At 57.5% G+C, this 11,858-nt stretch carries 15 protein-coding genes; 5 read left to right on the top strand and 10 right to left on the bottom strand.

Going from position 1 to position 11,858, the window contains the following annotated elements; genetic code table 11:
* From E4S61_RS22950 to E4S61_RS22935, 4 genes are all read right to left on the bottom strand, one after another.
* A complete protein-coding gene (locus E4S61_RS22950; protein ID WP_004594537.1) occupies positions 1–1,374 on the bottom strand; it encodes a hypothetical protein in 1,374 nt (457 codons plus the stop codon).
* Complete coding sequence (locus E4S61_RS22945; RefSeq protein WP_232508509.1) at positions 1,367–2,044, bottom strand: hypothetical protein; 678 nt, start codon at positions 2,042–2,044, stop codon at positions 1,367–1,369. Before E4S61_RS22945 ends, E4S61_RS22950 begins: the two co-directional genes overlap by 8 nt.
* Before the next feature lie 224 nt (positions 2,045–2,268).
* The gene (locus E4S61_RS22940) at positions 2,269–3,960 is read right to left on the bottom strand and encodes a hypothetical protein (RefSeq protein WP_004594539.1); all 1,692 of its coding nucleotides are present in this window, start codon (positions 3,958–3,960) and stop codon (positions 2,269–2,271) included.
* Positions 3,950–4,372: a hypothetical protein gene (locus E4S61_RS22935; protein WP_004594540.1), complete on the bottom strand. Its 423-nt coding sequence runs from the start codon at positions 4,370–4,372 to the stop codon at positions 3,950–3,952. Before E4S61_RS22935 ends, E4S61_RS22940 begins: the two co-directional genes overlap by 11 nt.
* Positions 4,373–4,511: 139 nt before the next feature.
* Here E4S61_RS22935 and E4S61_RS22930 point away from each other — a divergent pair, with 139 nt between their 5' ends.
* Positions 4,512–4,715 carry a hypothetical protein gene (locus E4S61_RS22930; protein WP_004594541.1) on the top strand — a complete coding sequence of 68 codons (204 nt, stop codon included), beginning with the start codon at positions 4,512–4,514 and terminating at the stop codon, positions 4,713–4,715.
* A 20-nt stretch (positions 4,716–4,735) separates the two neighbouring features.
* Here the strand turns inward: E4S61_RS22930 and E4S61_RS22925 are convergent, their stop codons facing one another.
* The 4 genes from E4S61_RS22925 to E4S61_RS22905 form a co-directional block, all read right to left on the bottom strand.
* Positions 4,736–5,020 (bottom strand): hypothetical protein, encoded by a 285-nt coding sequence (locus tag E4S61_RS22925; protein WP_049909612.1) that lies wholly within the window; start codon positions 5,018–5,020, stop codon positions 4,736–4,738.
* Between the two features lie 645 nt (positions 5,021–5,665).
* Positions 5,666–5,848, bottom strand: a complete 183-nt coding sequence (gene xseB, locus E4S61_RS22915) for an exodeoxyribonuclease VII small subunit (RefSeq protein ID WP_011222436.1) — start codon at positions 5,846–5,848, stop codon at positions 5,666–5,668.
* Positions 5,849–5,851: 3 nt separating this feature from the next.
* On the bottom strand, positions 5,852–6,904 hold the full coding sequence (gene xseA, locus E4S61_RS22910; RefSeq protein WP_004594545.1) for an exodeoxyribonuclease VII large subunit: 1,053 nt from the start codon (positions 6,902–6,904) through the stop codon (positions 5,852–5,854).
* 75 nt (positions 6,905–6,979) lie between these two features.
* On the bottom strand, positions 6,980–7,147 hold the full coding sequence (locus tag E4S61_RS22905) for a DNA-binding protein (RefSeq protein WP_004594546.1): 168 nt from the start codon (positions 7,145–7,147) through the stop codon (positions 6,980–6,982).
* A gap of 133 nt (positions 7,148–7,280) precedes the next feature.
* Between E4S61_RS22905 and E4S61_RS22900 the strand changes: the two genes are divergently transcribed.
* Positions 7,281–7,574 carry a PadR family transcriptional regulator gene (locus tag E4S61_RS22900; RefSeq protein WP_004594547.1) on the top strand — a complete coding sequence of 98 codons (294 nt, stop codon included), beginning with the start codon at positions 7,281–7,283 and terminating at the stop codon, positions 7,572–7,574.
* Positions 7,575–7,645: 71 nt separating this feature from the next.
* Here the strand turns inward: E4S61_RS22900 and E4S61_RS22895 are convergent, their stop codons facing one another.
* Positions 7,646–8,164, bottom strand: a complete 519-nt coding sequence (locus tag E4S61_RS22895; RefSeq protein ID WP_004594548.1) for a winged helix-turn-helix transcriptional regulator — start codon at positions 8,162–8,164, stop codon at positions 7,646–7,648.
* Positions 8,161–8,439 (bottom strand): DUF7471 family protein, encoded by a 279-nt coding sequence (locus E4S61_RS22890; RefSeq protein ID WP_225935279.1) that lies wholly within the window; start codon positions 8,437–8,439, stop codon positions 8,161–8,163. Before E4S61_RS22890 ends, E4S61_RS22895 begins: the two co-directional genes overlap by 4 nt.
* A 230-nt stretch (positions 8,440–8,669) precedes the next feature.
* On the opposite strand from E4S61_RS22890, the gene E4S61_RS22885 reads away from it, so the two are divergent.
* From E4S61_RS22885 to E4S61_RS22875, 3 genes are all read left to right on the top strand, one after another.
* Complete coding sequence (locus tag E4S61_RS22885) at positions 8,670–9,257, top strand: methyltransferase family protein (protein WP_004594550.1); 588 nt, start codon at positions 8,670–8,672, stop codon at positions 9,255–9,257.
* 76 nt (positions 9,258–9,333) lie between these two features.
* The gene (locus E4S61_RS22880; protein ID WP_011222434.1) at positions 9,334–10,641 is read left to right on the top strand and encodes a twin-arginine translocation signal domain-containing protein; all 1,308 of its coding nucleotides are present in this window, start codon (positions 9,334–9,336) and stop codon (positions 10,639–10,641) included.
* Positions 10,628–11,689 (top strand): iron transporter, encoded by a 1,062-nt coding sequence (locus tag E4S61_RS22875; RefSeq protein ID WP_004594552.1) that lies wholly within the window; start codon positions 10,628–10,630, stop codon positions 11,687–11,689. The genes E4S61_RS22880 and E4S61_RS22875 overlap by 14 nt, the downstream gene beginning before the upstream one ends.
* Positions 11,690–11,858 lie beyond the last annotated feature (169 nt).

Raw genomic sequence — 11,858 nt, 5'->3', positions numbered from 1 at the left:
TTAGTGGATATAGCGTGGCGGGTCATCTGCTGAATCTGGATTCCGGTTCCGAGTCTGGGGGTCCCGGAACGCATCGTCTCGATCGAATTCCTCGCCTCCGTCGTTCCCACTACTATCCTCGCTGGTGGTGGAGCCGGCCGTAGAATCATCATTTCCGCCGCCGAGGTTTCCGCCTCCGCTGTTTCCTCCCCCTCCACCGCTGCCGTCGGTGATCGCTTCACGGAGGCGAGAGCCAGTCGTATTGAGTCGTTGGCCGGTAGAGTGGGCTCTCGAATCACCAGAGTTCAAGACGTATTGGCCACCGCTCTTGACTGCGGGCTCATCGCGCACTCCTCGAACGAAGTTTCTCCCACCCTGTTTGGCCGATTGGACTTGTTCACGCCCTCTAGACAACCGACTACGGGCCTTCTCAGCAGACATATGCCTGGCCGCCCTGTCGGCGATGAAGAACAACGCCCCGGCCTGCCAGAACAAAACAAACGGAGAGGCAACGGCGAGAAGCGGGATAACGAGTGCCGTCAACCAAGCCCCGAACTCACCGGCTGAGGGGCCGAAGCTCGTCCCCAAGATGTCCCCGAGACGGAACAGGAGAGCAACTGGAACCGTCATAAACAGGAAAGGGACGTAGAACCCGGCCAACTTCTTCATGAATTTCGAGACTAGGGCGAACGGCCCGACGCCAGGGATCCAGAATACAATGAGTAGTGGCATCAGGAACACAAATAGGTAGAGTGCCAGTTGTCTCGCTAGGTAAATCAGGCCGATCAACACGAATAGGAGCAAATTCGTTGAGAGAGCGACGACCGTGCCGAGCACGCCCATCCCAGTGAACGACAGCGTCTGGAATAGCGAGATTTCTGACACCGAGGGGACGAGGAACCCAGCCAATGCATCCATAAACCGCAACGATAGCGCTGAGATCCACCACCACGACAAGATACCGAGCAGTCCAGCGAAGGCGCGTTTCTTGAGCTTCGAGCGATGGTATCCGTTGAACAAGTGGCTCGTCGATTCAAGGAAAATGACGATTCCAATCGAGAGGCCGTACAGCGATAGCGAAAGCGGGATAATCATCTCCCAGTAGTAGTCATAAATTCCGGGCCACGCTGCGTTCGTCGGCTGATTGAACACCGAATCTGGATGGGGAGTACCCACCACTGTCCGCAAGACTGCATCACCGTGATTCTCTATGACGGTCTCTATAGGGCTGAAGAGTATCTCAAGGAGTTCTTGGATAGCGCTGATGATAATGTCTCCAAGAGCACCTCCATCGCTGCCTCCGTCACTTTGAGCTAAAACCGGAGCAGTGCCCGTAGTCAGTAGCCCGAAAAAGACGAAGATAGAGCGAACTAGGAATCGGACGGGACTACGCATTGTCTCCACCCCCGTCCAGTAGTTCAATCTGGACGTCTTTACACGGGTGTTGGATTGCGCCTTGATCGTCGATGTGGTATCCACCGGACAGTTCCGCCCGAATCGGTTGCTCAATATCTCCGTGTGGGGTCTGAACAACAACGGTTAATTCTGCAGTATCACTCTCACATGAGACATCGTCGTTGTCATCGATGACGAGAACACCCCGTTGTTTCAGGAATTCCCGTTCAGTACCGGGGCTGAGGAATTCTTCGCTCGCCTCCGGACGCTCGAACGTGGTATCAGCAACGCCGTCTCCTTCGATTACCTCAGGTGCGTTCCGATACGGCGCATTCCGGAAGCCAATATTATACACCCAAGAGGGACCAGTACCGACGTTCTCGACCGTCACAAAGAGCCGACCGCTACTGTAGCCATCATCTTCATCGAACTCCGGTTCGACATCGACGATCTGGATATCGGGCCGAAGCTCCAGGGACATCGACTCAGATGTCTCGCCCGAAACGGCGACTAACTCGTACTCGCCGGCAGAGTACGTCCCACCAGTCTTGAAGACAATCTGTATTTCGACTCTTGTAGCTCCCTGTGCAACGGTTGACTGTTCGAACGTAGTACCATCTGGACCAATCAGATTGAGTTGGTCGACATCGTGATCATCAGCCAGCGTCACCACAAGGTTGGGTCCCGCGAAGCTGATTTCCTCAAATACCGAATCTGTAGACGGCGACGTAGAGGACGAACCTGTTGGGGATTCAGTCTGGTTGCCGGGACCATCGGTTCCGGAACACCCTGCTACTCCTGCAAGCAGGGCTGTTCCAGACGAAGCCAAAAGACGGCGTCGACTAATCCACCGTTCCGAATTCCGGTCATGGGATTCTGAATGTTCTCTGATCATTATAGTGACCTCCACGGGGGCCAGATACGCCACCCTGTAATCCGATCGATGAAGAACACTGCAAGGAGGAACAGCGAGACGGGAACGCCGATCCGGAACAGCGTCGACACCAACTGGAGCACTGAGCCTTGCAGCAGGACAGTATCCGAGTCGCCGGTATAGCCGGGAGGATTGAGCCACCAGTGGCCGGGTTCGTATCGGGCCGACACACCGCCAGGGGAACGTTCAATCGTCGTCGTGACGGTTCCGTTCCCGGTCGTGTTCACCCGCTGCCCGTTGACGACGACGTAGCCGTCCCGTTCGTCGGTATTGATTGGTGCGCCGGTGTTCGCGTTCTGGAGGGTCACCCGGACGGTGACCGTATCTTCGGTCTGGTTCACCACCTCCAGAGAGAGGTTGCTCTCGTCGATCTGGATTCGAGCGAACTCATCGGCGGGCCGTTCTGCCTCAACCCCTCTGACGAGCCCCCACGCACGGACAGTCTCGGGCTGTTCGTCGGTCGTGGCCCGCGTCGCGATGCCGTAGCTGGCCGTGTACGACTCCGTGAGAACATCCAGGTGAACGTTCGACGGGAGCGTCGGCGGCGACGTCGACGTCCCGTACACATCCAGTATCGTCACGTTCCGGCGGGGCGACGGCGTCGGCCCCGTCTCGATGGGGTACGCGTTCACCTGGAGTGGATGGAGCGGTGAGTGGGCGGTCCGCTGTCCGTCGTCCGAGCTGTAGACCAGCGTATCCCAGTCCTTGTCTCGGGCTGAGTAGAACCGCCAGACACCTCGGACATCACCGTTGGGCAACTGGTAGCCGAGCCACGGCTGGTTCTTGTAAACGACGAGGCCGAGATCACCGTTCGGATACTCCGCGATGAACCCTGATACCGCGAGGTCATACTTCGTGACCTCGATGGAATCGGTTACCGTGACGGTCTCGGTCGGGTATGAAACGGAACTCTCCCAGTTGGTACAATCGCCTTCGTCGTTGTGAGCGGTACAAACTTCGACCTCCTTCCGAAGTCGGACCGAGATATTCGCCTGGAGCGTGAGCTGGTGGTCCTCGCCGGCGTATCCATCCAAGGAGTACGACAGTGCCGGCGTGTGGGAACCACCAGCCGTCGTCTCCTCGTCGCCGTCGACGAGGAGTCTCGTCTCCTCAACCTGATGGCTCTCCAGACTCCAGTAGACACGTCGATCGCCGGAGGTGTCGTCAGGCGGCACCGCCACCCGGTAATCGACGGTCCCGCGGAGCGTCCCGTCTGGAGCGACGTAAAGCGGCTGTCTAGACGACGAGAGGCGCGCTCGGGTGGACGGCTGAACGGCGAACACCTCAGTATAGGCTTCCTTGATGAACTGGTCGCTGGTGAGGTCCGCATCTGGTGGATGGATCGACACGGAGCTGTTGGTCGCCGGGAACTCCGAGTGGTCGCCACGGTTCCATCGCTCAACTGCACGCGGGGGCGAATCGAACGGGACATCGGTCCCCTCGCCAAGCTGCTCGACCGCCGACCCGTTACTCAGATTCGCACCGTCGGTCGCACCGTCTTGATCCCCCGACCACAGTTTGTGAAAGGTCTCCTCCGGAACGCCGTGGTCAGTACTATTCGGGGGATGGGCGCCCACTGGAACGGCGGCTGTCGATGCGACGAGGACGGCGGACATGACGAGTGCGAATCCTGGTGCGTGGTTAGAATCCACAACTCGTGCCACCGACCACGATGTTGTTCAGGATGAACTGGACGATCTCCGTCCCGAGGGGGGCGACGATCACGCCCCAGAGCAGGCCCTGATTCCGGACAGATTTCATCTCCTTCTTCCAGTCCGAGCGACGGGTGAACGGGATCGCCACCGTCGCGCCGAGCGCGAGGACGCCGCCGATGAGCGGCCCACCGAACTGGATGATGGTGAAGATGTTCTGGATGGTGTCGGCCATGTTCGAGTCGCAGAATGCGCTCCCCGGATCCGACTGTGCGGCCGCCGTCCCCACGAACAGGATCAGCGGGAGGAGCGCCAGCAGAATCGGGCCGATGGACCTGTGGATGATCCGAATGACGGACGTCGATTCCTCAGTACTGGCCGGCGTCTCGCCGGAGGGGACCTTAGCACACATCGTTTGTGGGAAAGGATAGCACGACCAAAAGAGGTCAGAAAATTTGAATGAATTTGTAGATCTTCAAAGTTCTCCAAGTTCTCTAGAGAAGTTCTCATTCTACTGGGATATATGCGACCGCATAGCCTGGGTCGAACTAATGTCAGACGCGGACACAGCAACCAGCGCCAGCAACTCCGACTCGGATGTTAGCGACGATGTGGCCCGAATCAATATGCGAATCCCGCAGGACAAATACGAGTGGTTACAGGAAGAACTCGACTCATTCACGAGTGATACAGGCCGATTCCAGTACCTCATCCAGTTCTATTCCGACCACAAAGAAGATGACACCGACTGCTGATCTGCGACCCACAGGGCGACTTAGACCTGCAGCGGAGCAACGATGAGAAGCGGGCAATCCTCGCCCTCGAAATAGTACTGCTTTACCGTCGTCGCGTCCTCGAACTCGTCCGCATCCTCAGGAAGGGTGATCGTGCGGGCGCTGCTGTGTTCGTGGATCGAGTAGATGCCGAGTTCGGAGAGGTCCTCACACTCGGCGGGATCCAGTTCTCTACTGACCGCCTCCAACCACGCTTCAACTGACACGGAGGACCGCTCGTCCGTATCAGTTTCACGGGGGGTACTGCGGGGACTGGCTTGTGCCATGATACATTTGCACATACTTGCGTCTTATCTACTAAATACTGACGGCCAATGACTTTCTTAAAATCTGACTATGTAACTAATGAAGTGTTTGTCTGACGCCGACCGAATACACGTTAAGAAACGCTATTCTGAGGCGTTGAGACACGCTTGGATATCAGCACCAGTCGGAAAAGTCAAAATCACGAGAGGAACGGCGACAAGCGACCACCCGACTGGATCCAACTGTGGAACCGGATTCGACGAGAGATAGGCTCCAATTCCGAGTACGACAATAGGGGTATAGAGGAGAGTCGGCGCGATCGAACCGAGTCGGATAGCGACCGTCGGAGCAGACGGGGCGTAAACGGCGTCAACGTATGGGCCACGTCGATTGACACCGAACGAGACTGATTCCGCATAGAGCCTGTGGACGGCGTAGTGTGCGGACTCATGGAGGATCCACGCTACACCACACGCGAGTAGGTAGACGCCGAATATCAGAACCGTCTCATGGAACATTGGAACTACCGTCGAACGGTTCGAAATGGGAGGACATCGCAGATAAGCCTGAAGGGTAACCGTGGCTAGCGACCTTAACCAACAAGCTCGTGAACAACGGCAGGCTGTTGGTTAACGCGGAGAGACAGTCGATACCGCTGCCGTTCCTCATTTGATCTCGATGACCTCGCCCTGGCCTTCGTGGAGTCGCTCGCGGATTTCAGTTAGTAACTCCTGCCCTTCCTCGTACAGCTCACTCCCTTCATCAAGTGACACCTCATCCGCGTCGAGTTGGTCGATAATCTCTTCGATTCGGTTCATCCGACTCCTGATGTCCGTGTCTTTTGCCATCGATTAGATCACCCCCAGCCAGAGTGCAGTAATGAGCAGCAACAGCACTAGGAGCACGACAATTGCAACCTTGTAGTAAACTGGCGACAGGCCCTCAGGCGCGGTCGCCTCTTCGACTGCCTCGGCCAGTTCCTGTTCGTGTTCGTGCTCCTGTTCAAAGGTCTCGTACGCGGCCTCAAGCTGTTGCTCAAGCGGGCCAATGTCGCTAGCCAGGAAGTCATTCCGAGACTTCGCGATGTACTCGCCGGCCGCTGTCGGTGTGATCGCGGCCATATCCGCTACCCGATCCGCGATTAGCCGGTCGTCAGTATGGCCAATTGCCGTGACGATCGGGGTGTTCGCGGTGAAGATCGCTTCCGCGACCCGCTCGGTGTTGAACGCCTGAAGGTTCGAATCGCTCCCACCGCCGCGGCCGACGATAATTGAATCGACGTCCTCGGAGCGGTCCAGATGGTGAATCCCGTTCGCGATAGACGTCGGTGCCTCTGACCCTTGGACGGTCGCATCCTTCACCAGGATGTCGACTGTAGGGTCTTGCTCGTGGATCGCGCTCTGGATGTCGTACCGAGCATCCCCTCGGAGTGAGGTCACAACACCGACCCGTTCCGGAAACGCTGGCGGGCGCTGTTTCTGCTCGTCGTCGAACCAGCCACGCTCTTCGAGCTCGCTGCGCAGTCGCTCGACCGCGGCCGCTTGGTCGCCGTCGCCGACGACGATCACTTCCCACGGCTTGAGGTCGATTTTCCCGCCTTCAGTCCAGTAGTCGATATCGCCTTCCAGGATGACCTCAGTCCCGTCCTCGAGCTCGGCGTCCATCTTCCGATAGCGGTTTGCCCAGATCATACAGGGGAGCTCGGCGTCGCCATCGGTAAGCGTGAAGTAGAGCGCTGTACTGTTCTGATGGAGATCCGTGACTTCGCCAATACAGCGGACACCGTCGAGGGCAGGCGCATCCTCGACGACCGAGGCGATTCGGTCGTTCAGCTGTGACACGCTGAGGACGTCTCCTGCCTCAGGCTCGACCGCCTGCCGTTCAGTATCCGGTGCGTCCGCCATCTTCGTTTCCTAACTTCTGTACAGGAACCTCAAAAAGCTACGTTCGAGTGACGGGCTTGGCTGCGTTACGCAGGCCTACAGGTCGCGGGGCTGGACCGTCTTCCGGTCGTTGGACTCGGCACGCTCTGCGGCGTCGTCGAGCAGTTCGGCGACCTCCTCGTTGAGCGTGTCGTAGAAATCTGCCGAGACGTTGTTGTCCGAGAGTGCGTCCTTCACGGCTGCTTTGACGATTAGGTCAGACATTCCATCGCGGAATTCACCTGTCCACTATATAAAGGTTCGAAGTTTTCACGCGATATCCCGACCCAGTCAAGCCAAAATCGCCTCGGGGTACCAGAGAGAACATATGCCACCCCTCAAAATAGAGAACAGACGGATGCACGATCTAACTGGGTTCCAGCGGGACATCTTGTATGTAACGGCCGGGCTCAAGGAACCACACGGGCTCGCAATCAAAGACGAACTCGACGACTACTACGAACAGGAGATCAACCACGGGCGCCTCTATCCGAATCTCGACGACCTCGTCGACAAAGGACTGCTCGAGAAGGGTGAACTCGACAGGCGGACGAACGTATACACAGTTACACAGCGCGGTCAGCGTGAAATAGAGGCACGTCGTGAGTGGGAAACCCAGTATCTGGGAACCGTGGACTCAGGGACTGCATAGCGTTCTATCCAAGTGGGTGCAGTAATCGAACAATCAAGTTCTCGTTTCAACGAAATACATCCGAGGGCTCGTTACGATCCATCCGCCAATAGGTTATCGACGAGGCGGGTGAACCGGTCGATCATCCGATCGGACAGCGAGGGGGAGATCTCTTCGAGGAGGCGAGCGGTCTCAGTCCGCTCGGCTGCGACCAGCGTCACGTGATTATTGACATCTCGGTGTTTCTCGATGAGATTCTGTTCCGTCAAATGATCCAAGTGCCACTCAAGGGTTCCCCGAGCAATCCCGAGGGACTCTGTGACAGCGTTCGGGCTGGATGTTCCCTGTTCGAGAACACAGAATAAGATGTCGCGTGCTGTTTCCCGGCGAAGGACAGCGATTGCTCCCCGCTCCCACGCATCATATTCCGGTGTGTAATAGTGGGTCCGGCCATAGAGAGGTAGGTTGACCACTCTCTCTTGATTCTGGAGTTTCCTGAGATGGTACTGTACCTGTCCTGGTGCGAGGTCGAGTCTCCGCGTGAGCGCGTTGAAGTGTTCTCCAGGGTGGGTGGCAATATACTCGTGAATTCGGTCACGTTGGTGTGTCATGTATCGAAGTTGGTCTCGTTCGAAATGGTTCGGGAGTGATAGACTGCAGCAATAACGAGCGCTACAAGAATGACATCAAGCCCGTGTTCGAGGAGGTGATGCTCGGCTTGTGAAAACAGGCCTACGATGGAGATCCCCGCAACCGCAGAGCGTCCAAGAAGGGCAGCCAATGCAGCGACGATTAACAGATATGGACGGGATTGGCGTTGAACGAACGCGCCGATCGCAAGTCCCAGAAGTACCGCTGTACCCGCAGCCGCGGCGGTGATCACCACGAGCAACGGAAGGGACTGCGAACCGGTAAACCCGCTATGGAGTGGGACAAATCCCGCCATGTGGGCTGAATTTGAAACGCAGTTACCTGAGAACGTCGATTCGAGTTACTCCGGATGTTAGAATTGTAGAGAGTGGTTGGTGGTTCCAAACCTCTTCAGAGGGAGCAGTACCCAGATGCGAACCCAAGATTGTCTCACTTTTTTGTCCTTCACTATCACGACATACACGTATGTCCTCGTTCTCAGATCGTGCGCTCCTGACGGCGGTCGTCGCGGATGTCACGCTGATTCTCGGGTACGCCATCAGTGCGGTTCATCCTGACCGTCGAGTGTGGCCCATCGGTGACAGCTCTTGGCGGTGGTGGTTCAATTGGTCAGCGCTCTCCGTCGTGTTCGCTGGGTTTCCCGTGCTGGGCGCGCTCGATCGGGACTCCTTCATTTTCACCGAACGTTGGAGCAAACTCACGGGTAGCGGTATCGCCGCACTCGGGATGGGATTTGCCCTCTCAGCACTCTTCGAACTTGGGTGGATGGAAAGCAGTGGAAGAGAAGGGGAACTTCGGACGAACGGTATCTACCAGTACACGCGCAACCCTCAGAGCGTGGGATTCATTACGTTCATCGTCGGCGCGATCATTGCAGTGAACTCCCGGAAACTGGCTGTACACGGCATCTTGACCATCCTCGTGTACGCACTGTTCCCGTTTGCCGAAGAACCGTGGCTGCGAGAGCAGTATGGCCAGGAATACGAGCAATACCGCAAGCGGGCCCCCCGATTTATCGGGTGGAACTTGGTGAAGAAGCTCATCACCAGATAGTCTACTACCGACCTTGAGCGGGGATTCAAGAACTCTACCAGAACCGCCTTTTCCGTTGGCTTCCTAACTGTCGTCAATGACTGATGAGAGAGGTATCCCTCGCAGAGAATTCCTCAAGTCGGCCGTCGCTATCGGAGGCGCAGCGGCATTCAGTGCCTGTTTAGGCCGTGAAGATGTTGACGTCCCAACAGGGCCGGATGATCTCTCGTCGTATCCACAACGTCAGCACGCTTGGAATGAGGCCCTCCCACGGGACGACCACGGGAACGTCGTCGCTCCGAGCCATCGTGTGCTCCTCTATCTAAATTACCGACGAGACGGGCCCCCGAACGAAGACGACCGTGACCAAGTTGAAACAGCTCTCCGTGGGATCGAACACGCCTACGAGCGAAGCGGGGGCGGGTTATTGCTCACGGTGAGTTATTCTCCGGCATACTTCGACCGATTCGACGAATCGCTTCCCGAAGACGTTGACCTCCCTGATCCAGAAGCACTTGCGCCGTTTGAGGATCCCGAGTTCGATACGCCCGATGCAGTCGTCCATCTCGCGAGTAACACGGCACAGGTGGTGCTCGGTGCCGAAGAAGCCCTCAAAGGGAACAAATCAACCCTCAACGGTGTCGATCAGCCTGACGCTACACTGACCGATGTTTTCTCAATCGCCGACCGGCGGACGGGCTTTATTGGGGACGGGTTGCCGGCGGAGAATGCTGACGATGCAGAGGGTGTTCCGGCAGATAAGGTCCCAGAGGACGCGCCGCTGTTTATGGGATTCAAATCGGGATTCAAAAAGAACCAGGCCAGTGAAGATCGCGTGACAATCCAGTCGGGGCCGTTCGCCGGTGGAACGACCCAGCACATCTCCAAGCTCCAGCTCAATCTCAATCAGTGGTACAATCAGGACGATCGCTGGCAGCGTGAGGCGAAGATGTTCTGTCCGTACCACGCCGAGAACGACGTAATCGAGGGCGCTGGAGACAATCTCGGAACCAGCAGCAAAATCGACGACTGTCAGCCAACGGATGAGACGGCCCGCGAGATGGGCGTCGTCGGTCACTCCCAGAAATCCGCCCGCGCTCGCGATGACGATGACTCGCCTCTCATCCTTCGGCGCGACTTCGATTCTACCGACGGTGAAACCGCCAGCCTCCACTTCCTTGCGCTCCAGCGACGGATCACCGACTTCGTCGACACGAGAGAAGCGATGAATGGCACTGACGTCACCGAGCAGTCGGCCGTCGGTCAGCGAAACAACAACGGCATCCTGCAGTACATCCGAACGGAGCGTCGCGGTAATTTCCTCGTCCCCCCACGGTCGTTGCGTTCGCTGCCGCCTGCGCGACCGGTCGAGAACGCACAGGAGGTGACGCATGAATCGTCGTGACGTGCTTCGGGCGGTCGGGGGCACGTCACTCGTGGGGCTCGCGGGGTGTACCGGCCTGTTTGAGACGCGGTCAGCGCGGGCACCACCGCTCCCCGAGAACCGCCCGGACGCAGTCTACTATCCGACCCACTACGAGGGCATGAAAATGCCCGGAATGAAGGAACAGGGCGGGTACAGTTGTGCGCTCACGTACTCGTATGCGCACCGGTTCTGGCTGATGAAGCCGAATGGGATCACGAAGGTCGAGATTCAATCCGAAGATTCGATTCACCTGATGCCGGTCGTTTGGGAGACACAGACGGGGATCATCCCACCCGATATCAATCCACAGCTCACGATTACACAGGACGGCGAGCAGGTCGACCAGTTCGCACCGTGGCCGATGCTCTCCCAGCCGATGGGGTTTCACTTCGGCGATAACGCACAGCTCCAGGGCGACGGCACATACACTGTCGAGGTCAGCATCGGCGGGCCGTCGACGCGACGGACGGGGTCGCTGGCCGAGAATCAGGGGAACGCCTCGTTCACGTTCGAGTTCGAATTCAGCGAATCGACGCTCAACGAGATCTCGTATACGGACATTCCCGACGACAGAGAAGGCACGAAGGGTGCTGTCGACCTGATGGACATGGAGATGTTACCGAGTTCGCAAGTGCCGACACCGGACGCGCTCCCGGGGGACGTTCGTGGCTCGGGGACGAGTGGGGACGCGAAGTTCGTGGTTACGATCCTCGAAGACGCGTCACGTTTCGGTGGGGACGAGGAGCAGAGGTATCTCGCTGTTTCTCCGCGCACACCCTACAATCGAACGATGCTGCCGATGATGTCGCTTTCGGGAACACTGCACCGTGACGGGATGTCAGTGTTCGACGGAATTCTACAGGCAACCATCGATCCAGAGCTCCGCTATCACTACGGAGCGACGGTCGCAGATGTACAGACGGGAGATGAGCTGACGATCACGGTCGATTCGCCCCCACAAACAGCTCGCCATGAAGGATACGAGACAGCCTTCGTTGATATGCCAGATGTGCAGGTGACGTTGTAGTTCCAAAGGTGTCTTTAGAATTCCAACCGAAGCCAAATCTATGGAAGAGAAGCACCTCCTACTGGCGACGTTACTTGGCGTTGTCTCACTCCTGGTACTCACCGGATTCGTCGTTCGCTTAGCGTAGACAGTCACAGAATGGCCGAGGCTGGCAGTTACAGAAACCCCC

Source organism: Haloarcula amylovorans, from assembly GCF_004681185.1.
GTDB lineage: Archaea > Halobacteriota > Halobacteria > Halobacteriales > Haloarculaceae > Haloarcula > Haloarcula amylovorans.
This window is presented reverse-complemented; position numbering and strand designations above follow the sequence as displayed.